Below are 22,273 nucleotides of genomic sequence, written 5' to 3'. Positions count from 1 at the left end.
ATTACATGATTTGATGTGCCGTTGTATAGCGGCACGTTGGATGCGTAACAAATACTCGAAAGAGATCAGCACTGGTCAAGCGCCCAGACCGACCGGAGTACGGTCGGTCACGGGGTTAGACCGGCTCGCGCCATGAATGTCTGCGCCGCAGCCCGCCCGTTGAACGAACCGGTCTCGACCCGAAGCCCGACAAGGGTATTCGCATACCGCAGAGTTGCCGTCGGACTGATCGCGATGAAGACGACACCGTCGGCCAGGACGGTTCCACCGGCCGTGCGCCAGTTGCGCACGGTATCGGCCCGGCGCTGCGGCGGATCCAATGCCACCGAGAGGGTCAAATCCTTGCCGCCGGTGATTCCACCGGCGAGCAACGGGTCGGCCGCCGGAACGACACAGTTCTCGGTCGTTGAATCGACGCGCTGACAGGTAGCGGCCGCACGCAATTGGCCAGGCAGCGCCTGCTCGATTCCCATATCGGGCATCGAGGCCAGCGGCGTCGAACACGAACGGACGACCGTGAAGCCGAGCCCGACCACCGTGGCCACTACGGCGGCGATAGCGGCACCCCACTGCCAGCGCGGATACTGTTGCGCAGCAAGCTTTTCCGCGCCCGCCACGGCATTCTCCGCGCCCGCCACCACGCTCTCGGTGGCCGCCGCGGCCCGCTCGGCGCCCGCCACCACCCGCTCTACCTGCTCCGGATGCCGGGTCAGGCTGGATAGTCGGTGCACTGCGGGCAGCGGCGCACCGCAGTGCCCGCACTGCGCCGGATTACCGGCATTGCGGTGTGAGCAGTATTGGCAGACCAACTCGGCTACTGACATGACAGCGGCCTCAATGCCCGGTGATCACGATGGAGGAAATAGCGGTCGTATTGATCGTCGGATCGCCCTTCGATTCCTGAACCGTCAATACGACCTTGGTCGCCTGCACGGGTACCTCGAACTTGGTAACGACCAGGGTGCGCTGATCCAGGGTCTGTTGGGTATAGCTCGTCTTGTTCGGATCGTCGAACGTATACCTGACGCGGCTGGCGGTCCGGTATTTCGTCCATTGGTCCACACCGTCGCTGCCGACGCTGTCCCAGCCTGGGACGATGCCGATCGAATCGATCTGATAGGTCTTACCGAGGTCGATGGTGAGCACCTGCCCGTCGACCTTGTACGCGCGCACACATGACCAGGCCTTGCCCTGCTGCCCGCCGAAGGCATCCATGCCAGGGGTGCTGCCCGGCGGGCAGTTGGCGGTGGCGGATTTCGGCGTAATCGTTCCGGAAGCGGGCGTGGACGATTCCGGTTTCGACGTCGGGGCCGCCGCGGTCGGCGACGGAGTGATAACCGCTATCCGGTCCGGCGCCTGCGAATCGTCCTTCCCGCCGGTGGAAACGAGCGCGATGATCAGCAGAAGGGCCAGGACGCCGCAGACCGCCAACGCGACCTTGGGATTCTTGAGCTTCTTCGCCAGCAGAGCGATCTGCTCCGCCGTATCGGGCCCGCGCTTCTTCGGCGAACTGGAGGTGGACCGCGCCGGCTCTTCGGGCGGTGGCGGCTTGGCCGAGACATCGGAGTAGTCCGCTGAAAAGTCCATTGCCGGTGCGGCATTCGACTGCTGCCCGTTCAGCAGCGCGATGATCCGCTCACTGGCCTTCGGCCCATCGGAGGACCGCCGCGGCGGCGGGTCCGTGTCGGACAGCGCGCCCTGGGCCGAACCAGCCGACATCGCGGCACTGGAAAATGGATCATCGCCGAAACCGGATTCCTCGAATGCTGGATCGTCGACGAGGGGGCCACTCAGCACAGACCCGGTACCCGGATCGTTTTCTCCGAAGGACGGATCCGAAAGCAGTGCCTCCAGGACCGCGCCTCGATGGCGGAGAAACACATCTCCCGGATCCTCGGCAGCCATGGTCCGGATCGTATCCAGACCGGCCCGCACCTCGGCGCGCCGTTATTCCCGCTAGCGGGAATAACGCAATCAGCGTTTCTTCTGCTCGGTGACGAAATGTTCCGGCGGCACATCGAATACCCGTGCCAGAGCAATAATCAGATCGAGCCGGGGTACCGCGTCTCCATGAATGAGCCGGTACAGACCCGACTGGGAGACCGGAACATCCGGGTACGCCTGTTCCAAATGCTGAGCAAGCGAATAGAGCGTCAAAGACCGCGTCGAACCGTCCTCGGTCGATACCACCGATTCCGCGATCAATTCCGACAGCCGACTCGAGAAGATCGCTACCGCGGCCTGTCTCGGGGTCAGTGCCTCCCCGTTATCCTCCTGCACAAATTCGCCGTCATTCGGCTGGGAGTCCACAACCACGCTGATAGACACTACCTGCTGTCTCCCATCAGCTCATGCGCCGGACGTCTGGCTCAGGCGTGGCACCATTGCCACCCGCGGTGATCGCGGGTTGTTCGGCGGCGGAATCGAAATAGCGGGTTTCACCGCGCGGCTCGATCAAGTCGACGCGCACGGTCCGCATCGGAATGCTGACATCGACCGCGGTCGCGCTGACCTGATTTATCGCCAGATCGACCGACCGCCGCCGCGGCCCACCGGGCTCACTGATGGTGACCGTGGTGTGCGCGGTCGATACCTGCGGCGGCAGATTGTCGAAGACCGTGATTGTAGCCGAAGATGGTGGTGAACCCGAACCGGCTTGTCCCGCGGTGGCGGTCGCGGCACCGGCCGCCGGCGCCAGCCGTAGCGATTCCGGATCACCGACCGCGGCGACCAACTGCCACCAGCGGTGCGGGCGCACCGAATGGACTTCGACATCCGCGCCGACCACCATGGCACGCAACACGATCTGCTGTGCCACCGGCAGATCGGCGTGCACATCGATGGTGCGCCGGCGCGGGTTGTAGCGAGCCGGGTCGAACAGCGGTAGCGCCAAGGTATGTCGGGGCTGACCGCTGATGGAACCGAGAATCTGGCCATTGGGACCGATCGCGATGGTGAGATCCGCAAGGAGCTCGTCGGGGGCGATATCGCGGCCCGATTCATCCGAGGGCACCGCACGGATCGACGTTCCGGTCGGCATGGTGGCCAGCAATGCGATGGCCTGCCGACCGGTCAAACGACGCAGATAAGCCGGTGGCTCGGTCGTGACCGGTGGGCCGACATACCGAGCGAGTGCCCGCGGCCCGGTCGTGGCATCGGTGAGGCTGACCACCAATGTGGTCCGGCCGCGGTTCCACGACCAGCAATCGTCCATGCCGGCGCCGTCCATCCGCGTCCAGTCGATCAAGAAACTGGTCACACAGCGACCCGGCACCGAGGACTCCATACAGGTCCACGTCTCACGCAGATCGCCGAGTTCGACGCCTGCATGCAGGACCCTGGTGGCCTCCTGCATCGCCGCCGCAGGCAGTGCGTGCGCGGCGATACCGCGTTCTCGCAATCGGCCCGCGATGCGGTGCGCCGCGGTGGCCAGCGCTCTCGGCGCGACCATCGCGACCAGTCCGCGGCGCTGCAGCAGATCCAGATTCCGTTCCATGTCCAGCCGGACGACCAACCACGTGAGACGATGGCCGACGATCGGATGGGAGCCGATCAGCTGGTCGTAGAGCATGCTGTAGTTACCGGTCGGACGAACTCGCTGACCGGTGGTCACGATATCGATATCGACCGCCAGACCGAATTGATCGAGCAGACCTATCAGGGCGTCGACGGGGACGGTGTCCTCGGTGTAGATGGATTTCTCCGCGATGACAGTTGGCAGGTCGAGGTTGGGCGCGAGTTGGATCATCGCCGTGAGCACAGTGCCTTCGGAGCGAATGCCGCATACCCCGGCGGCGACCTGGATGTCCTCCACATTCACCGGACCGGCGAGCGCTTCGGCTCTGGTGGCCCGGCCGAACCGGTAATCGATCCAGTCGAGCAGCCATCTGCTGGTCGTACGGCCGTTCACCTGGACCGCCACGGTTACCAGCAGCACGGTGATCACCGCCGCGCTTGCCCAGATCGGGGTGTGCGTCCACAGCCCGGTGACCACCAGGCTGCCACCGATCACGGCTACGGCGAACGGACCACGTTCGACACCGCCCACCCGAACACTCGGAAGGCTCACCGCCGCCTCCGGACCGCGGAATTCGCATAGGTGGCGCCGAGACCTAGCAGCACCGCGGCGATGATGACAACGGCGGCCGCGAACGGCGGACGACGATCCTTGGCACGCGGCGGATCCGGCATCACCAGTACCGACGACCGGTACAGTCCGATCGGCGGCTTGGGCGCGGTGCGATAGCTGAGAGCGGTGAGCGGGTCGATAACACCGGCGCCGACGAAGTTATCGATGCCACGAGCGGGCGCGTGCGCGCTGGCGGTCAGGCGGGCCATGATCTCGGCCGGGGTTTCGTTGGGGAATCGGGAGCGCAGCAAGGCGGCCACTCCGCTGACGTAAGCGGCGGCGAACGACGCGCCGGCGACCGGCACCAGTTTGCCGGGTTCACCGACACCATTGATCAGACCGGTGCCACCGGGACCGAGCGATTCGATCGCGGTACCTGGTGCGCCGACGGAAACCCACGGCCCCGACAGCGAATCGAGCATCGTGGCGCCAGTGGCGGTCGTGAAGCCTACCGTCAGCACGTCCGTACCGAACCAGCCCGGCGCGGCAACGTTCTTGACATCGCGCCAGTTCCTCGGGTCACTCGGCCGGGTCGGATCGATATCCGGATTCTGATCACAGCCGGCGCCGACATTGCCGGCACCCGCGACGATCAGCGCGCCCCGCACGTGTACGGCGTAGCCGATCGCCACCGACAGTATCGACTGATCCACCGCGAGTCCTACCGGAACACAGACCGGCAGTGACACCGTGATCACTCCCGCACCCAGATTCGCCGCATGCACGATCGCCCGGGACAGCGTCCGGATATCCATCGAGAGCCGTTCCGCCGCATCGCCACTCGAGCGCTCTGCGCTGAAGGCGCCGGAGCGGTACCGGATCGATATGATCCGGGCGTCCGGGGCGACCCCGGTGAATCCGTCCGTGGGATCGGATGTGGCGCCGATGATTCCGGCGATAAGGGTGCCATGCGCATCGCAGTCGGACAGACCATCGCCACCTGCTGCGACGTAGTCACCGCCGCCGACGAGGCCGGGCAGGCGGCCATTGGGCGTGACACCGGTATCGAGCACCGCGACGGTCACCCCGGCACCTCGGCTAAGTGCACGGGCATTCGGCAGATCCAGTGCAATCTCCGACGGCGGCGTGCGCGCCAGATCGCTGTCCTTCAGCACGCCGGTCGCCAAGCAGCCCTTGTCCTGTTTCGTCGGCAACTCCGGGCCGGGCGGGTCATCCGCAGGCGAGCCGATGACAACCTGCGGCGGTTCCACCGCCAATGCTGGTGCGGCGGAGGCGATCAGCGCGAATCCGGCCAGCACCGCGATCGCGGTTGTGCCGATTCGCATCAGATCGCCCGCATCGCGGTATAGATGCCCATGATCCAGCAGGCGATGATAGGAATCACCAGAATGAGCGCGTACTCGATCAGATCGATGATCCGCCGGGTGACCGGCGAGAGCCGCCGCCCCGGCAATTGCACTGCCGCGACACATGCCGCAACCGCCGCCACGCCGATCATAAGGACGACGACCAGCCGCGCCGGCGCCGTTTCGTACGCAGTGACCAGCACGAAGCCGACACCCACAACGGTCACAGCAGACGCGACGACGAGCGCGATGGCCTGCACCCGGTCCGGGAACCAGCGTGCGCGCAGCGCCAACAGACCCGCAACGGCCGCGCCGAGCACGATTTCCCGAATACCCCCGGGGCTCACCGCGGCCGACAGCACGGCCGCGCCCGCCAAGAGTGCCGAGGTCGCGGCGATGAGCCCGCGCAGACTCGTGACCGCCAGACGGGCACGGCCTTCGATACCGGCCCCGGCCTGTTCCCGCTGCCGTTCGATGTCCTCAGCGGAATCGAGTTCGGCGTCATCGCGCGCGGATTCAGCGTCGAAGATGTCGGTCAGCGTGGCAGGATTGACCTCGTTGCCGGGGTCCGGCAGATCCGGGGGCCGAATCCGGGCCACGACGACGGCAAGGCGCGGCGCGGCAGTGAGCAGCACGAGTCCGAGAAGTGCCGCGCCACCACATATCTGGCGCACCGACAGATCCAGATAGGTCAACGGAATCGCGGCGGCGGCCACGGTCGCGCCGAGCACGGTGACCGCCATCAGTGTGGCGATCCCGAGCTTGGTCACGCGCATTATGGCCGCGGCAGCGACGGCAGCGACAACTGATCCGGCGGCCAGATTGGCCGGGGCGAACGGACCCGGCTCACCGTAGGCCGGCGGCACCAGCATCGCGCCGCCGGCGAATAAGAGCGGAATCGAGGACAATGCCAACCCGAGGCAGATCCGCGGCGCGAAGTTGCGCTGCCGCGCTTGCATGGCGCCGCCCCAGCACACCGCGCCGAGCAGCAGCGCGGGCAATGCATACCACCAGATCGACCCGGATTCGGTCCACGCCACTGACAACATCGCAGCGATGGCGAGCGCGCCGACACCCAGTGTGCTCAGGCCGACGACCGCGGCAGTGTCGGAGTCGAATTCGGCGAACTCGCGCTCGTTGATAAGCGCCAGCGCGTCGGTGATGTCCTCCACGACCGGTGTGAAGACCTCCGCGGATTCGACCGCGGCCAACATCAGCACAGTGCCGTCGACGACATCGTGGTCGGCGAGGCTGCGCCAGCGCGGCATCGGCGCCTCGCCCGGTCGAGCCAGGCTCCACTGTCCGGTCGGCGGGGTGAAATCGACTGTCTCGTCATCGATGGCGTTGGCCAGTACGACGAGCAGGTCATCGATGAACGTCTCGATGGTGAACTTGGTCGGCACCACGACGTCGACCTGGTAACTGGAGACCAGGACCGCCATCCGAGCGCGCGCCACCTCGGCGGATGCCGCGGGCGCCGCGCCCGGTGGCGAAGCAACGGCAGTACTCATCGCCACCCTCCGGTGGCCCGACCGCCGCTGGTGCCACCCAGATAGTTCGGGAATCCATCGGCGAGCCCGGCAGCGAGCTCCTCGAAGGCGAGCAGGGTTTCCTTGTCCACCAGGCGCAGATCGATCTCGCCGCCCTCGGCCAAGTGGTCGTCGAAGGGAAGGATGCAGGTCGGGCGCTGTCCGGTAGCGAAAAGCTTCTCGATCGCCGCGACGTCGACGACAGGCTTGGACGGTTGCTGATGCACGATCGAAACGACCGATTTGGCGATCAGATGCTGCATACCGTGCGAACTCAGCCAATTCAACGTGGCTACCGCACCCTTCACGCCACCGACGGTGGGTGGGGTGACCACCACGACGGCGTCACTGGTCTTCAGCACGCTCAGCGTCACCGAATCCAGCACGCCCGTACCGCAATCGACGAGCAGAAGATTGAAGTGGCGGCGCAGAACCTCGACGGCCGTGGCGTATTCGTGCCCCGAAAGGGCCTCGTTGGCCTCGATGGTCCACGGCGAGGCAATGGTGGCGAGATCGGCCGAGTTGATCGACATGAACGACTGCACCGTCGAGAATGCCTCCAAATTCGACGCCTGCGCCAGATCACGCAGCGTCAGGCCGTACGGGTGCGGAGCCGTACGAGTGGGCAGATCGCCGAAGTCCGGATTCGCGTCGATGGCGACGACCCGGTCCGGGCGCAGCGCCGCGAAGGTCGAACCTAGCGTCGCGGCGGTGGTTGTGCGGCCGACGCCGCCCTTCACGCTGATCACCGCGATCTGATAAGGGGTATTGAGCTGGGTCCGGATTCGGGCGCGCCGGTCCTCGGCGCGCTGCTCGGCGGGTGAGAGGCCGAGCCGGAATCCGACCTTGTTCAGCGCGCCCCGTACACCCGTGCTGGACTGCAGCTTGGCCCGATTGGCCGCCGAGATATCGGCCAACAAGTCCATCGAGGTCAGTGCCGCGGGTAGCACCTCGACCTGCGGTGTCGCCGTGCGGTCGATGCGATCGGGCACCCAGCTCGCCTGCGCGGGTTGCCATGGTGTCTCGGTGGTTTCGGCGCTGGGTCGAGCATTACTGCTCGGAGTGTTCGCCGAACCTGATGCGGTCTGTGTGATTCGAGCGGTGGTGGGCTCAGCCCCGGCGTTGGCCGACCACATCTCGGGCGGCGAAGAGGCGGCCGCATAGGTCTCGCGTGCCGGATCTGCTGTCGGCGCAGCCACATTCGGCGCGGCTGTATGCGGCGCAGCGGCCTCCGGCGCGGTCGTGCGCTGCGGTGGCACCGCAGCATCGGTATTCGCCGCAGACTGCGGTATCGACTGACCGGGCGCACCGATCACCGGCTCGCTATAGCCGGATTGTGGGCGTGTGGGGACGCTGCCGGCCGCCGGGCCGCTCTCCGGCTCCTCGGCCGCCTGCATGAAAAAGGCGTCGTAGCCGCCCTTGTGTCGGACGGACTCGGCCGGATGACCATTAGTACTCGGCGCTCGGCTCATATCTGTCGTCCTCTCGAAAAACCCACTACCACCGGAAGCCGATGCGCCGCGACAAGTCCGACGTACCGATCACCCGACCCGACTGGTATCGAACCAACTTCGGCCCGGTAGCAGCTCGACCAGTGCTCCGATGGCGGCATGCAAGGCGGCGTCGTCACCCGGAGCGTAGGTCGATCGGACTTCCCCGTCCATCGCTACACTCGGGGTCACAATCACCCGTCCCGAAAGTGTATCCAGCACACCGACACCGACGCGCGGCCGATGCTCGCTACCGTCTCGATGCTCGATCATCGACACCTCCGCACGCCGCACGACCTCATCGACAATGCGACTGAGCACACCCGCAGTATGCGGCTGCGCGCCCAACTCGAGCAAAGCCTGCCGACATTCCTCCCGATCATCGGGTACTTCGTCGAACTCCGCCTGCGAAGCGGTCATCGGCTCGAAACGCAATGCCGGACAGGGGCCCAACGCCGCAGCGAGCGCGGCGGAGACAGCGTCCAGCTGACGTCCCTCCTGGAATACCTGCTGAATGACGACCTCGTCGTCATGGCGCACGGCCAAGACATGCGTATCGCCCCGACGGACCAGCGACAGCCGCAGCATGCCCTGCCGTTTACCGTCCGGTCCGATAGCCAGCACCCGCGCAACCAGTTCCACATCCGGTCGGTAAAGACACTGCAGCCAGTTCTCGACTACCGGGTGCACCCGATCGTCGTCGATGATGCCCGCTTCCGCGAGATCCCGCGCGACTACGGAGCGCACCCGGTCCAGATCGTCGAGTTTGTAGACATTCGGCAGCAATGCCAATACCGGAGGATAGGAGTCGATGCCCGCCATGTCTTGCAACAGCAGCGCGGCATCGACATTCAGGTCGACCGCGATCGGATCGGTCTCCACTGCCTACCGTTACGCCTTGATCGCGCCGAAACGGTTTCCTTGGACGATATCGACCTGGTTCATGGTTCCACCGCTGTTCATGTGCTGGGACATGACGGAGTTCAGCTGCTTGACCTGGCCGTCGTAGGCGGTGATCTTGCTGTCGAAGGTACTCATGATGCCTTGGTATCCCTCTGCGGCAGAACCCTGGAATTCCTGCATGAGCAAGTTGTACAGAGCGCGCAGATTCTCCGTGTTGGTCTGCATCGCGGCAACAAGGGAACCGATGTTGCCGGTGGCCGCCTCCGCAGCGCTGTAATTGAAGTGAATAGGTCCGCTCATCGTAATTGCCTTTCTAGAACCTAGTTTTATTTACTCAGTGCCACGTGTTGAAGTCGACCTTCGATGCGCCGGCGTTATAAGCCGCCTGCCCCGTCGCGCCCATGAAGTTGTGGTTGCCACCCGCACCCACGAAGCCGTCGGCGTTGCCGCTATGGCTGACCTGCGACGCCGCGTCCAAGTCATGGGCGTCGATCTTGACATGGGCATCGTTCAACGCGTCGATGATCTCCTGCAGCGTGCCACCCAGAGATTTGCCCGCGTTGTACGCGTTGGACAGTGCTGTCTGGGCCGCCCGACCGGTCAGACTGCTGGGCGGTACCGCTGCCGCCAGCTCGTCCTGGGCACTCCAGAGACCGTTCATATGGCCCTCGAGCTCACCGAGGCAAGCGGCCGAATTAGCGGCACCCGTCTTCAGTTTCTCGGGGTCGACATGAGTGAAAGTAGCCATTGTTGTTCCTCTCCATCAACTGGAATTCGACCTCGGCGATTTACCTCGGAAGAACTGGGGTATTCGAATCCGCATCGTCGTCGGATCGCTCGATGACTCCGACCAGAACGTCCTGATCGATATCCGATTCCTCCGGACGATCGGTGTATTCGATGACACCGATCACCGGAGGCTTCTCCAGTACCGGGACTTCGAACTGCTCGCCCGGCACGAAAACCTTGCCCGGCTTGCGTTCCTCGTCGCGGCGACGCCGCCGCATTCGAGCATTGGCCGCGACCACCCGGCGCGGTGGGCCGCCGCGGGTCGCGGGTCCGGCCGACACCGGATTCGAGGTGGGGCCGAAGCTGGCACCGGGTGCACGCAGCCAGCTCGACGGCATGCGGAATCCGGTCGAGGCGCCCGGCATCGAACCGAGCCCACCACGCATCATGTTGATGGCGACGAGACTGCCCACGCCACCGTTCAGGCCAGCCAATGTCGGCGAGTTCTGCGACGCGCCGTACAACCACTGATCGGATCCTCCGGAGTCGAAGCCGTTCGCACTCGAATCAGCGGGCAGGGAACTGGGATCCGGCGCTAACTGCGCCGCGTCGGTGGGGGTGGCCGAGTCCGTCGGATCGGTGGGCTGTGTGGGCAAGTCTTTACCGCCGGACCCGTTGTCACCGCCGCCGTTCGAACCATTGTCGCCACCGCCGTTGGTGTCACCGTCGCCATTCGACCCGATTTGCCGCGTCGACGAGGTAGTTTCGGTCGTCCCGGTACGAGTGTCGGTCGGTCGGTAAGACGTCGGGTCGTCATAGGTCGCCAAGTCCATGGTCGGGCCCGGATCGCCACCGGCCACGATCGGCGGCGCCACGACCGGCGTCGGCAGCGCGGCCAGTGTGGGCAGGAGTGCGCCGGCATAGCCCAGCATCACATCGACCGCGGCGGCCCTGACCAACAGCAATTCCGCCTCGGCCTCGCCGACCACGAGCGCGGCTGCCCCGAAAACCCCACTCCCGACGGCTGCGGCCGATTCCCGCGCCCGAACTGTCTCGCACCACGCCGCGACAGCCGTCATGGCTTTGTGAGCCCCGGAGTAAATGGTGACTACTTTGTTCGCGATGTCAGCGGTCCGCTCCGCAACTTCCGCCTGCTCACGCAGCCAGTTCGCGTGGTTGCGAAACGCCGCCTGCGCCTGATCGGCGGATAATCCCCCCCACGCTCCGCCCATTTGGCCCATCGAGCCATCGGTATTGGCCGCAGCCGCACGCAATTGCTTGGCCATCGCGTCATACGCGCGTGCCGTGGCCGTCGTCGACGCGGATCCGTCACCCGTGAGCAACGGATAAATTATTGCTTCCGGCGCCAATGCACCGAATATGAGACCAAGCGGCATGTCATCAACCTTCGCTCGGGCTTTTCGCGACTACTTGTCGAATACCACTCCATTGCGGACAACGTGCGCTCCGTAATGCTCATCGTTGACGGTGTAGGAGATATCTATCTCAGGCAAAGTGACCGCGCCACGGGCTCCCTGAAAAGCCCCGTCTACCGTTGCAGGGAAGAACGATATCGCGTGAGCGCCGAAGAAGGCAGGGATGAACGGGCTGATGTCGTCGTGACCAGGCTGCATCGGCACGGAAACCGGAGCCTTTGAGTGGAGCGTCAGCATCAGATCGTCAGCACTGATACCAAGGCGTGCGGCAATGACCGGGAGCTCCCCCGGAACAAGATCGAGGTTCATGGCAGTCTCCTAACGACTGGTGCCAGTTGCCGACAAGTGGCACATCAAGAACGTTCCGTTCATAGAGAACGCTATGCCATTCCCAACTATGGGAACGGCCGTCGACCGAACAGCCAATACCCATTGTCGAGCTCGGACAAACCACCACGGACTTACTCCTCCGGTGGTACCCAAGCGGACTGAACGAGATCCTTGCGGGAGTGCAGGGGCTCGACAAAGATGCCGCGGCCGACCGGCTGCTTCGTCGGCTTCACATCCCCGATGAGAATGCCGTCCAGCTTCGAGCCGTCCATGATGAGGCCCGACGAGTTGAGGTTCTTCATCTGACCGAGCACGTTGTCATACATCGCGGTATCGGCCTGAGCGATGTTGCGCGCGACGATCACGTGCAAGCCGGTGTCGCGACCGTCGATGATGATGTCCTTCAACGGTTCCAGCGGATTACGCAGACCACGCTGGGCGACCATGTGATAGTCGTCGATCACCACGAAGATCTCCGGACCGCTCCACCATGAGCGTTCCTTGAGCTGCTGGGAAGTAACCCCGTCCGGCGGACGGCGGCCACGCATCTTTTCCGCGAACGGCGGCAGCCCTTCGAGCAGGTCGCGCTCGCTGGTCAGGAAGCCGATCGACTGCTCCTCCGGGATGGCATCCATATGCTGACGGCGGTAGTCGATGAGCAGCACCCGGGCTTGATCCTTGGTGAACTGCCTCCGGATCGACTCGAGCAGTGCGGCCAACACCGTCGATTTGCCCGAGCCGGATGCCCCCAGGACGATGAAGTGCGTTGAAACGCCGAAATCGACTGCGGCGGGCTGCAAATCGGATTCGCGAATACCGAACGGCACTACAAGTCGCTGGGCCGGGCTCGCCGGGCCCGGACGGCCGGCCATGATCTCGTCCAAGGTGATCTGCGGAGGCAGCAGCTTCACCCCTGGCGCCCGGCGGCCCTGGTAGGTCTGGTGCAGCTGCTCGATCGCGGCGGCCAGACCCGCACCCGCCGAGTCCGCCGCACTATTGCCATCGATGCGCGGCAGTGCGGTCAGCATGTGCAACGCGTCGTTGGATATACAGCGGCCGGGACGATCCGGAGGAATCGCGGCAACAACATTGCGCTGCCCGAGGAATACCGTGTCGGTCAAGTCACCCAAGCGCATTTCCAGCCGGGTCTGCAACAGATCCTTGATGGCCGGACGAATCGCCGCCCACCTGGAGCTGCTGACCACCAAATGGATTCCATAATTCAAACCCTGCAGCGCGATCGACTCCATGACCGGCAGATACTCGTCGAAATACGGTCCGGTGACGGCGAAGCCGACATCCCAGCCATCGACGACCAGGAAGACATCGCCGTGCTCGTCACCTTGCGCGGTGAGTTCCGCCGACTCCCGAGGTAGGCCGCGGCGGCGGCGGAACTCACGCATGGAGTCGATGCCGAGTTCGGCGAACAGCGCCTGCCGACTGGCGATGAGATTGGTGACCAGAGCGAAGGTTCGGCGGATCCGGTCACCGTCTCGGCCCGAGGCCACCGAGCCGACATGCGGCACATTGCGCACACCCGACAGGCCACCGGAGAAGTCGAGGCAGTAGAACTGCACCTGTTCCGGGGTATGGGTCAGTGCGGCGGCCATGATCAGGGTCTGCAACGCGGTCGATTTACCGGACTGGGGACCACCCACGACGGCAACATGCCCCCCGGCCGCGGATAGATCGACAGACCACACGTCCTGGCGTTGCAGGCGCGGCTTGTCCACGATCGCCAGCGGTAGCTGCAGTGCGCCCGCCGTGACAGCGGGAAGCAGCTTGTCCAGGGTCGGCGGCGTCGTCAGCGGCGGCAGCCACATCTTGTGCGCCGGTGTGCCGAAACCACCCAGCTGTTGCAGCACCGTCTCCATCACGGTCACCGGCTCACTGTCCGTTGTCTGCGACTGCTGCACAACAGGTTCGGGCTCGATGGCCGCAGGGCGCACATCGATGATATGGGCCGTGGTGAATTGCTGTGGCGGCCGATAGCCACCGCCGGGTCGCCTGGCACGTTGGGCACTGGATGCCGATACCTGCGCTGGGGCGACATACGGTGCGCCGACATATGCGGCCTGGAATCGCTGCAAATCACCCGAGCCGACTCGCAGATAACCCGAACCCGGCTTCTTCGGCAGGTGATAGGCGTCCGCGGTACCGATGGCGTCGCGGGAATCAGCGGTCTGGTTGGTGCGCAACGCAATTCGGTAGGACAAATGCGCCTCCAGCTCACCCATCCGGTTGGCGGGCACCTTCTGTGAGGCCAGCAACAGGTGGATGCGCAACGAACGACCCAACCGGCCGATCGCGACAAACAGTTTGGAGAAGTTCGGATGCTGTTCGAGCAGTTCGGCGAACTCGTCGAGGATGATCAATAGCGTGGGCAGCGGTGCGAGCTGCGCGCCCTGTTCACGGGCCCGCTCGTAATCGGCGACGCTGGCGAAGTTGCCCGCATCGCGCAAAATCCTTTGCCGCCGGCCCATTTCGCCGTTGATCACGTCTTCCATACGAGTGACGAGATCGGCCTCTTCTTCCATGTTGGTGACCACGGCCGTTACATGGTGCAGCCGGTCGAACCCGAGGAAGGTCGCACCACCCTTGAAGTCGACCAGCAGCAGGTTCAGCTGATCCGGGGTGTGCGTCGCCACTGCCGAAAGCACAAGGGTGCGAAGGAATTCCGACTTTCCGGAACCGGTGGCACCGATGCACATGCCGTGCGGGCCCATGCCCTCCTCGGCCGATTCCTTGATATCGAGATAGACCGCGCCACCGGCCGGATCGTGGCCGAAGGGAATATTCAGCCGGGATCGGTCCGAGTCACGGCGGTGCGGCCACTGCTGCTCGACCCGGATGGCACCCGGATCGGTTATGCCGACCAATTCCTCCCACGACGTGCCGCCGCTGGCCTGATCCGCGACCACGGCCTCGACGACGGTGGACAGCCGATAGGGGGAGATATTGCGGGCCAACGCCTTCGCCGCCGCCACCGACATCGCGTCGGCGGCTCCGACCCGCCGCAGGCCGCGCGGGGTCACCTCGTGCAGCGCCCGATCGGGCCCCACCGTGAACTTCAGGGCTCGCGGCAAGGTCTGCTCGGTCCGACCCAGCCGCAGCCAGGTGCAACCATCGATACCGGAGATGTCCCGATCGGTGGCAGGAGCGCTGTCATCGACGATCAGCAGATAATGCTTTCGATCCAGCGTCGGCTCGGAATTCGCGGAGAACGGACCGCGATTGAGTCCGGCCAGCGCCTTGGCACGCAACTCCGAAACGCTGCGATACACCATCCGACTCGGCCCGATCGCGTCCGTATCGGTGGGATGTTGGGTGTGCGGCAGCCATTTCAGCCACGACCATTCCGGTGCGTCCGGATTCGACAGCACCGCGGCGACCGCGACCTGATCCGGGCCGTGCAGTACGACGACCTCGGCAACCATAGCCCGCACCAGCGCGGCCACCGCGTCGCGATCGCCATCGACACTGATCTGCGGGGCCGAGAGCAGATTGATCGCGACCGGCATACCCCCGACAGTCGAATATGCCTTCGCGAATCGGGTCACCTCGACGACACCGACCGGATCCAGATCGGAGGTGGGCGCGGCCTCCGGCACAATGACCCGTACCTGGTTGGCGATCCGGCCCCGCCCAACGCGTACCCGCAGGAACTGCGGACTGGCAACCTGGACTTCCCACATCCGCTTGCCACCGATCAACGCGGCGATTTCGGCCGGACCGGGATGGGTGTAGCGCAAATAGTTATGTAGTTCGGTCTCCGCGGCGTGCACGGTCTTGCGGTTATCGGTGACACTGCGCAGATAGTCCTTGCGTTCCTCGTTCAGACTCGCCGCACCGCCGGCACCGCCTCCGGAGAACGCACCGCCCATCATCCCGCCCATGGAAACCAGCATCATGATCGGAAACATCAACATCATCGGCGACATCTGCCCGCCGCTGCGGAACATCATCACCATCATCCCGACCATGGCCGACACCATGACCACCGGCATGATCATCTTCAGCCGCGACGGCGGCACCGGCTTGGGTAGTTCGGTCGGCGGCTGCAACCGCAATTCGGTCACCGCGGGGGCTTTCGGTCCACGCACCATCCGAGCGGGCCGAACGAATCGGCGGGTAGCTGTCACGAGGTGCCGCCCGGAAGACCGATGACGGCCTTATTCGTCGGGATGCCGTCGTGCTGGAGCCGGGCATCATTCTTCGACAAGGTGGGACCGACCGCGAACAGCGACACGATGGACCACGGTGCGGGCACCGGGGTCCGCAGTCCCAGTGACGTCAAGGTCGAATCCGGGGCGGAGTTGGCCTCCACAACGGCAGCGATGCCGTACCGGACGCCGCTGTCGGAGATCCAGAACAACGATTCCCGCCGAGGCGATCCCGGATCCGCGCCGGTCACCTGGACGAAGCGTCCGGTGGTCCGCGGCAGATACGCGGCGTCGGCGGTGGTGCCGCGTGATCCGGTGGCCGTCACCAGGCCCACGGTTCGGCTCTGCTCGTCGACCTGCAATGGCAGTTGCCGTCCCACCAGCAACTCGGTCGAGGCATTCTGATCGGTGCCCGCGCGCCACCAGTGATAGCAGGTCACCCCCAGTCGCATCGGATCGACGACATGCACGGGCCGAATCGGATAGGCAGCCGTCCCCGGCCACGCACCCGGACGCAGATTCGCCGCGATGACATCCGGCCCGACCGTCCTTGTCGACACCGAACCGTGCGAGTCGGCATTGCGAATGATCGACGCCAGCACCGAATTGATCTGCACTACACCGGATTCCGAAACCAGATAGTAGGATGCGCCGCGATCCGGCGCCGACACCGTGAGCACCGAACCGACCGGCACGCTCAGCCCCGAGGACAATGTCACGACATTCCCCGCACCGGGCACATCGGGCACACGCAGCGGCGGGACCTCGGGTATGGCAGAGATGAAACCCTTGGATGCCGAGACCACGGTAGAGGTCGGGTCGATGCCAAGGGCCAGGATCACCGCCGAATTACTCAGATCTATCGACGCGCGAACGATGCCCTGCTGTGGATCGGAGTACACCAGCCAGGTGGTGGTGTCATCGCGCAATAGCCGCGCCTCGTCAGCGCCCAAACCGCGGATCGCATCGCCATCGACCGTCAGCGGACCGCCGATCGCGGTCGTCAACACCGGCGACAAAGCGACAGTGGGCAATCCGGTCTGCGGATTGACCGGCGCCGCCGCACCGACCTTCGCGGTATCGCATACCGTCCACGACGAATTCCGGTCCCCGTTGTCCGCGATCACCCCGGGCGCGCCGGGAATACCGACCCACGGCCCGCGCGGATACTTGGCCAACTCATCGCGCGAGACCGGTACCGGATTTTCCGCCGAACCGGCGATGAGTCGGGCCGAGGTCAGATTCAGCGCTGGATACAATCGACCGCCGACCTTCACATACAGCGCCCCGGTGTCCTTCTCCGCGATGATCTTCGAGTCCCCCACCTTCTTGGCGGGTTTGAAGAATCCCAGGACAGCCGCGCCAGCGATCACCAAGCAGGCCAACGCGATACCGATCGACAGCGCGGTGGAGCGACCCCGCTGCGGATCATCGATCATCGAGGCGTCCCGGCGAACCAGCGCATGCTCGATCCGGCGCAGCAGAAACCGCCAACCCGATATCTGGTGCTTGGTCACCACCCGGAAGCGCGCCATGCGGATCAGCCCGTCGCGGCCGGCGCCAAGCCCGCGAGCGCGGCACTGATGTCCGAGGAGTCGATGGTCATCAACTCCTCATTGGTCATCGAAAGCACATCCGCGTTGTCCCTGGTGAAGCGGTAGTCCCGCTCGGCTTCGGCGGCCTCGACCACATTGCGGACGAAACGGCCGTTGCCCGCCAAGTCGATGAGCCGCCTGCCGTTCTTGCTCTGCCCGGACAGTTGCTCACACCGCACCCGCAGTACATCTTTGGCGTCGACGGACAGGATCGAGTCCTTCTTGTGCGCAATATGATCGGCGATCCGCACCAATTCGTCGGCGTCATAGCTGGAGAAGCGGATGCGTTTGGTGAAACGCGAGGCGAGACCGTCGTTGGAGGCCAGGAACCGATCGATCTGGTCCTCGTACCCCGCGATGATCACGACCAATTTGTCACGGTCGTTCTCCATGCGAGCCAGCAGAGTGTCGACGGCTTCCTTACCGAATGCGTCACCGCCGGACAACCCCTCCTGAATCAGGGTGTATGCCTCATCGATGAACAGCACGCCACCGAGCGCGGAATCGATCAGCGCGTTCGTCTTCGGCGCGGTGTGGCCGAGGTGGGTGCCGACCATATCGTTACGCGATACCTCGATGACGTCGGCATTCTCGACGACGCCGAGCCCGGCGAAGATCTTGGCGATAACACGGGCGATGGTCGTCTTACCGGTACCGGGCGGACCGGAGAAGATCAGATGCTGCGATCGGGAATCCACGGCCAGACCGCGCTTGGCCCGCACCTGATCCATCAGCACACCCGACTTGAGCCGGTCGACCTGCTCCTTGACCGAGTCCATGCCGATCTGCGCCCGCAACAGATCGGAGGCCTCCTCCAGCAGTGACTCGCGTGCGAGTCGCGCGGCGGATGCGGCAACCTCGGACGGGTCGTCACCGGACTTCGGATCCCATTGATTCGTGCGCGAGGCGATGACCTCGGCGGTGGTGACCTCGAGTCGATAAGACTTGTCCCGCACCGCACGCTGCCATTCTGGACGGTCCGGCCACAGCGCGGACCCCTGCAGACCCTTGAGGATCTTGTCGGCGGCATCGTGTTCGCCGTCGTGGCGCAGCAGCATCCCGAGCAGGAAATGCGCATCCGCCCAGATGTAGGACAGGTTGCCGGACTGACTGTCCTCGACGATGCGCTGCGCGCGCGGCATGGCCTCGCCGAATCGACCCAGATGCGCCAGCGCCTGTGCCGTCATCAGTTCGGCGGCGATATCCAACAGCCCATCGTCGAGCGCTGGCTTGGCATTGCGAGCGGCGAGCACATCCAGCCACTGTTTGGTGCGGAAATACAGCGACATCCGCACGAAGTCGGCGACATCGTCGCGTGGCACTTCGGCGAGAATGGCCGCGGCTTCCTGCCATTCGCCACCGTCGGCATACGAGCACGCCTGGGCGATGGCGATCTGATCTCGATCCGCCATGGCGACGCGCAGTCCGAAGACGCCGATCTCGACCTGACACCAGAGCGCACGGTCGACCAGACCGGCGCGTTGCTGATCCCGGTACAGGTTGTGCACCGATCGGTACGCACCATAGATCACCTCGGAGGTGACTTCACCGGCCATGGCGCGGCCCAACCAGGCATCGCACATATCCGGATCCAGGTCGGTGGCGGCGCGGAAGGCAGCCGCCGCCTGCTGTTCATTTCGCACGCCCCCGGCGACGAGCGCCAGACTTTGCACACCTGTGTAGAACGCGTCCTCGGCCGCAGACAACTCGGGACTTCCCTTCCGACGATCCTCGTGGACCGAAGATAGCCATTTCAGCCCCGGTCAGGGACCTGGATCTATTCCCAAGATTGGGAAGACGGCATCGTTACCTAACGACCGAATCTATGCGCACATTTTTATCGGCTCAATGTTGAATGTACCGTTATTTAGCGGTATATTAAAGACGGGTCGACGGTCCCTCATCCCGAAGACCCAGCCCCTCCAGTGATGGTTGGTAGCCGTGATCCGGCACGCTGGCCATCGGCTGGCACACGGCGGATCGTCACCCCAAAACCCGGCGATCTGTCCGGCGGCGGCCGACAGTACCCACACACCGTCGGCCGCCGCTCTCCGTTTCGGCGGCTTGTTCACCGATCACCCTCTTCGCGGTGCCGGATCGTGGGTACAGTGACGGCCAATTCGCTCGAGGTGGCCTCCGATTTCCGAGCGAACTTCGACCACGGCGTTTCCCGCGGCTTGCGCGCCGTTGTGGCCCGCCGGTCCAAGGATTGGAATGCCTTGGCGGGTATTGTTTTCGAGAAAGCTGCGCGTTGTTCCGATGCCCGGACCGCGTGCGCCCACGGCGTCACGAAGCCACGCGAACGGCTCGGGCCGAGCGGTGGCTGCATGCGGGGGCCGACTCGACTGCTTTGGATATCACCGGAGTCGGTCACCGGCATGTCTTCGCCTGGGGCCGCGTCAGAGAGCTGAGGTTCAGCGGGAAACATGCCGAACATCGGCGGTTCACCGGGAACCGCGCCGGGCGTCCGCGATTCAGCAGGAACCGCGCCAGGCATCCGCGATTCAGCAGGAACCGCACCAGACATCGGCGATTCAGCAGGAACCGCACCAGACATCGGCAGTTCAGCAGGAACCGCACTTGACATCGGCAGTGGCGGTTCAGCAGGCCCCGCGCCCCACAATTCAGCAGCGACCATGTCAGGAAGTTGCAATTCGGCGGGCACCGCACCAGAAACCCGCGATCCAGCAGCGACCACGTCAGGACGCTGCAATTCGCCAGGCACCGCACCAGACACCCGCGATTGGTCGGGCACCAGATCAGACCTCCGCGATTCAGCAGGAAGCGCGCCGAGCCCGCGCGGCTCGTCGACACGTTCGGCGGGCGATGTCCTGAGCGAGGGTGCGCCGGTGAACAACTTGTCGGTGCCGCGTCCGAGCGGTTCGACAGCCCTGCCGATCACCTCGATGACCAGGTAACCGATCAGAGCCCGTTCCATCTGCGTGCACAGTCGCCGCGCTGCCGCGGCGAGGAGCGGTCCGGCGATCCGGGCCGAGGGCGTGGCCGTCATGGCCGCGTAAGTCATTGCCAGCGCGGCGAGTTCGGTCAGGACCACTGCCTTCGTCACGGTAATGACGTAGGCCACCGCATCCAGTGCCTTCGCGATGACCGCGCATACCCGATCGAGTTCGACCTGATGGCCGCCATCGGAGGCGGCCCATGTCGCGACCAGGCGCTCGTACGCTGCGAGAGCATCTCCGCTCTCATCGACCCCAAGCCCTCGCGTATTCGCGGCGAAGGTGCGCACCTTGACCGCGAGGCCACGCACATCACCTTCGTCGATATCCGGGTATCGAACTCCACAGCAGTCGAGGAACTCCGCGACCTCCGGCGGAATATCCACCGCCACTACAGCACCCGCACCACAATGGCGTCGTTGGACATGCGCGACCATTTCACGGTCGAACCGGAGTACGGCGCCTCGATGACCATGCCGTTGCCCGCGGCCAACTGGACATGCTCCGGCCCCCGCGCGCTGAACGAACTTGCGGGGAATACCAGGTCGCCCGGTCGCACCTCCGCCGGGGAAACCTGGACGCCGCTGTAGATCTGGTCATAGGTCGTCCGTGGCAGAACCACGCGACCGTCGGAGGCCTGCGCGATCGCGTACTGGGTCAGACCGGAGCAGTCGAAGCCACCACCGGACGGTCCACCGGCGCCACCGCCGCCCCAGATGTACGGGGTGCCGAGCCATTCGCTGGCCGCACCGACCGCCTTGCTGCCCGCGGTTCCATCCGAGGGCACCCGGGGCCGACCACGACGACCGTTCGACAACACCGCGGACCGTGAACGAGCACGCCGACGACGACGCGGTGTCGAACTACTGGCCTTGCGCCGGGATAGTTCGGGCATGCTGGGCGGCATGATCTGCGCCGCCCGCTGACGCGCCGCCGTGACATCGGTATCGACCTGTTTGGCCGCTTTGGCGATGGTCGTATGCGCGGCTTCGAGTAGAGCGGGCCCGCTGAACCGGGTATCGCCGACGGAGGCGATCGCCTGAATTCGCGATTGCAGGTCTGCGATTTGATTGGTCAAGCGATTGCGCCCGACCACCGTACCGTCCCCGGCCTCGCCGACGGTCTTGTGCACGACACCATCTTTGCCCGCATGTGATTCCGCGATCGTCGATTGGATGCCGCGGGCATCGGTGTAGGTCACCACGCCGGATCCGGCATGAGCACTCATATCGCTGGCGACTGTTCGAACGATGCTCGCGGTGGCGGCCGGATCGGGTTGCCCGTTTCCGTACAGCCCGAGCAGGGCGCGCAGGACCTCTTGGAGGTCACCCGTCAGTGCAGGCGACATTCGACCGACTCGCTCTCGCTCATCACCGACCGCCTCTCCGGAACTGCTCGCCAATGTTTCCCGGTTGGCACCGGTCCCCCCGAATCTCGGGGTGACAACGACTATGAGGCAATTGCGCGAATGATTCATCTTCCCAGCGGCGGGAAGACACGACAATGAGAACAACTTCTGGGAGGCGGTGGCGACGATATGGCGGCAGAACTGGCGGGTACCGCGGCCGAGACCTGGCAAACGATCTTCGGCTCTCCCACCACTGGCAATGCCGCAGGCCCCGGTGGCCCTTTGGGTTGGTCGCCTGGTGCTCCAGCCGGCCCACCGCCCGGTCCCCCGGGGAGCCAACCACCCACTGATGGGTCC

At 64.9% G+C, this 22,273-nt stretch carries 17 protein-coding genes; all 17 read right to left on the bottom strand.

What is annotated here, in order from left to right; all coding sequences use genetic code 11:
• Nucleotides 1–107: 107 nt before the first annotated feature.
• Entirely contained in the window at nucleotides 108–824 is a 717-nt protein-coding gene (locus tag ACIBG0_RS00185) for a hypothetical protein (RefSeq protein ID WP_397027804.1), read from the bottom strand.
• A gap of 10 nt (nucleotides 825–834) precedes the next feature.
• On the bottom strand, nucleotides 835–1,905 hold the full coding sequence (locus ACIBG0_RS00180; protein WP_397027802.1) for a discoidin domain-containing protein: 1,071 nt from the start codon (nucleotides 1,903–1,905) through the stop codon (nucleotides 835–837).
• A 69-nt stretch (nucleotides 1,906–1,974) separates the two neighbouring features.
• Nucleotides 1,975–2,316 carry a helix-turn-helix domain-containing protein gene (locus ACIBG0_RS00175; RefSeq protein ID WP_397027800.1) on the bottom strand — a complete coding sequence of 114 codons (342 nt, stop codon included), beginning with the start codon at nucleotides 2,314–2,316 and terminating at the stop codon, nucleotides 1,975–1,977.
• A 28-nt stretch (nucleotides 2,317–2,344) separates the two neighbouring features.
• On the bottom strand, nucleotides 2,345–4,069 hold the full coding sequence (gene eccE, locus ACIBG0_RS00170) for a type VII secretion protein EccE (protein WP_397027798.1): 1,725 nt from the start codon (nucleotides 4,067–4,069) through the stop codon (nucleotides 2,345–2,347).
• A complete protein-coding gene (gene mycP, locus ACIBG0_RS00165) occupies nucleotides 4,066–5,415 on the bottom strand; it encodes a type VII secretion-associated serine protease mycosin (RefSeq protein ID WP_397027796.1) in 1,350 nt (449 codons plus the stop codon). The genes eccE and mycP overlap by 4 nt, the downstream gene beginning before the upstream one ends.
• Nucleotides 5,415–6,947: a type VII secretion integral membrane protein EccD gene (gene eccD, locus ACIBG0_RS00160; protein ID WP_397027794.1), complete on the bottom strand. Its 1,533-nt coding sequence runs from the start codon at nucleotides 6,945–6,947 to the stop codon at nucleotides 5,415–5,417. Before eccD ends, mycP begins: the two co-directional genes overlap by 1 nt.
• The gene (locus ACIBG0_RS00155; RefSeq protein WP_397027792.1) at nucleotides 6,944–8,437 is read right to left on the bottom strand and encodes an AAA family ATPase; all 1,494 of its coding nucleotides are present in this window, start codon (nucleotides 8,435–8,437) and stop codon (nucleotides 6,944–6,946) included. Before ACIBG0_RS00155 ends, eccD begins: the two co-directional genes overlap by 4 nt.
• Nucleotides 8,438–8,506: 69 nt before the next feature.
• Nucleotides 8,507–9,337, bottom strand: a complete 831-nt coding sequence (locus ACIBG0_RS00150) for an ESX secretion-associated protein EspG (RefSeq protein ID WP_397027790.1) — start codon at nucleotides 9,335–9,337, stop codon at nucleotides 8,507–8,509.
• A gap of 9 nt (nucleotides 9,338–9,346) precedes the next feature.
• Nucleotides 9,347–9,658 (bottom strand): WXG100 family type VII secretion target, encoded by a 312-nt coding sequence (locus tag ACIBG0_RS00145; RefSeq protein ID WP_397027789.1) that lies wholly within the window; start codon nucleotides 9,656–9,658, stop codon nucleotides 9,347–9,349.
• 34 nt (nucleotides 9,659–9,692) lie between these two features.
• On the bottom strand, nucleotides 9,693–10,106 hold the full coding sequence (locus ACIBG0_RS00140; RefSeq protein ID WP_397027787.1) for a hypothetical protein: 414 nt from the start codon (nucleotides 10,104–10,106) through the stop codon (nucleotides 9,693–9,695).
• A gap of 40 nt (nucleotides 10,107–10,146) precedes the next feature.
• Nucleotides 10,147–11,484 carry a PPE domain-containing protein gene (locus ACIBG0_RS00135; protein WP_397027786.1) on the bottom strand — a complete coding sequence of 446 codons (1,338 nt, stop codon included), beginning with the start codon at nucleotides 11,482–11,484 and terminating at the stop codon, nucleotides 10,147–10,149.
• A 30-nt stretch (nucleotides 11,485–11,514) separates the two neighbouring features.
• On the bottom strand, nucleotides 11,515–11,832 hold the full coding sequence (locus ACIBG0_RS00130; RefSeq protein WP_397027784.1) for a hypothetical protein: 318 nt from the start codon (nucleotides 11,830–11,832) through the stop codon (nucleotides 11,515–11,517).
• Between the two features lie 152 nt (nucleotides 11,833–11,984).
• Nucleotides 11,985–15,959, bottom strand: coding sequence for a type VII secretion protein EccCa (gene eccCa / locus ACIBG0_RS00125; protein ID WP_397030118.1), 3,975 nt, complete (start codon nucleotides 15,957–15,959; stop codon nucleotides 11,985–11,987).
• Nucleotides 15,960–15,991: 32 nt separating this feature from the next.
• A complete protein-coding gene (eccB, locus tag ACIBG0_RS00120; RefSeq protein ID WP_397027783.1) occupies nucleotides 15,992–17,551 on the bottom strand; it encodes a type VII secretion protein EccB in 1,560 nt (519 codons plus the stop codon).
• Nucleotides 17,552–17,556: 5 nt separating this feature from the next.
• Nucleotides 17,557–19,317 carry a type VII secretion AAA-ATPase EccA gene (gene eccA / locus ACIBG0_RS00115; protein WP_397027782.1) on the bottom strand — a complete coding sequence of 587 codons (1,761 nt, stop codon included), beginning with the start codon at nucleotides 19,315–19,317 and terminating at the stop codon, nucleotides 17,557–17,559.
• 362 nt (nucleotides 19,318–19,679) lie between these two features.
• Complete coding sequence (locus ACIBG0_RS00110) at nucleotides 19,680–20,960, bottom strand: hypothetical protein (RefSeq protein ID WP_397027780.1); 1,281 nt, start codon at nucleotides 20,958–20,960, stop codon at nucleotides 19,680–19,682.
• The gene (locus ACIBG0_RS00105) at nucleotides 20,960–21,916 is read right to left on the bottom strand and encodes a C40 family peptidase (RefSeq protein WP_397027778.1); all 957 of its coding nucleotides are present in this window, start codon (nucleotides 21,914–21,916) and stop codon (nucleotides 20,960–20,962) included. Before ACIBG0_RS00105 ends, ACIBG0_RS00110 begins: the two co-directional genes overlap by 1 nt.
• Nucleotides 21,917–22,273 lie beyond the last annotated feature (357 nt).

The sequence above is a fragment of the Nocardia sp. NPDC050630 genome, from assembly GCF_044457245.1.
Taxonomy (GTDB): domain Bacteria; phylum Actinomycetota; class Actinomycetes; order Mycobacteriales; family Mycobacteriaceae; genus Nocardia.
Note: the sequence above shows the minus strand (reverse complement) of the source record. Positions and strands in the feature narration are given on the sequence as shown.

What these genes read in the sequence shown, in the direction of transcription:
- ACIBG0_RS00140 (WP_397027787.1), bottom strand. Translation starts at nt 10,106, where the DNA reads ATGGCTACTTTCACTCATGTCGACCCCGAGAAACTGAAGACGGGTGCC.
- ACIBG0_RS00185 (WP_397027804.1), bottom strand. Translation starts at nt 824, where the DNA reads ATGTCAGTAGCCGAGTTGGTCTGCCAATACTGCTCACACCGCAATGCC.
- ACIBG0_RS00105 (WP_397027778.1), bottom strand. Translation starts at nt 21,916, where the DNA reads ATGTCGCCTGCACTGACGGGTGACCTCCAAGAGGTCCTGCGCGCCCTG.
- ACIBG0_RS00145 (WP_397027789.1), bottom strand. Translation starts at nt 9,658, where the DNA reads ATGAGCGGACCTATTCACTTCAATTACAGCGCTGCGGAGGCGGCCACC.
- eccCa (WP_397030118.1), bottom strand. Translation starts at nt 15,959, where the DNA reads ATGGTGCGTGGACCGAAAGCCCCCGCGGTGACCGAATTGCGGTTGCAG.
- ACIBG0_RS00135 (WP_397027786.1), bottom strand. Translation starts at nt 11,484, where the DNA reads ATGCCGCTTGGTCTCATATTCGGTGCATTGGCGCCGGAAGCAATAATT.
- ACIBG0_RS00180 (WP_397027802.1), bottom strand. Translation starts at nt 1,905, where the DNA reads ATGGCTGCCGAGGATCCGGGAGATGTGTTTCTCCGCCATCGAGGCGCG.
- eccB (WP_397027783.1), bottom strand. Translation starts at nt 17,551, where the DNA reads ATGGCGCGCTTCCGGGTGGTGACCAAGCACCAGATATCGGGTTGGCGG.
- eccD (WP_397027794.1), bottom strand. Translation starts at nt 6,947, where the DNA reads ATGAGTACTGCCGTTGCTTCGCCACCGGGCGCGGCGCCCGCGGCATCC.
- ACIBG0_RS00130 (WP_397027784.1), bottom strand. Translation starts at nt 11,832, where the DNA reads ATGAACCTCGATCTTGTTCCGGGGGAGCTCCCGGTCATTGCCGCACGC.
- mycP (WP_397027796.1), bottom strand. Translation starts at nt 5,415, where the DNA reads ATGCGAATCGGCACAACCGCGATCGCGGTGCTGGCCGGATTCGCGCTG.
- ACIBG0_RS00155 (WP_397027792.1), bottom strand. Translation starts at nt 8,437, where the DNA reads ATGAGCCGAGCGCCGAGTACTAATGGTCATCCGGCCGAGTCCGTCCGA.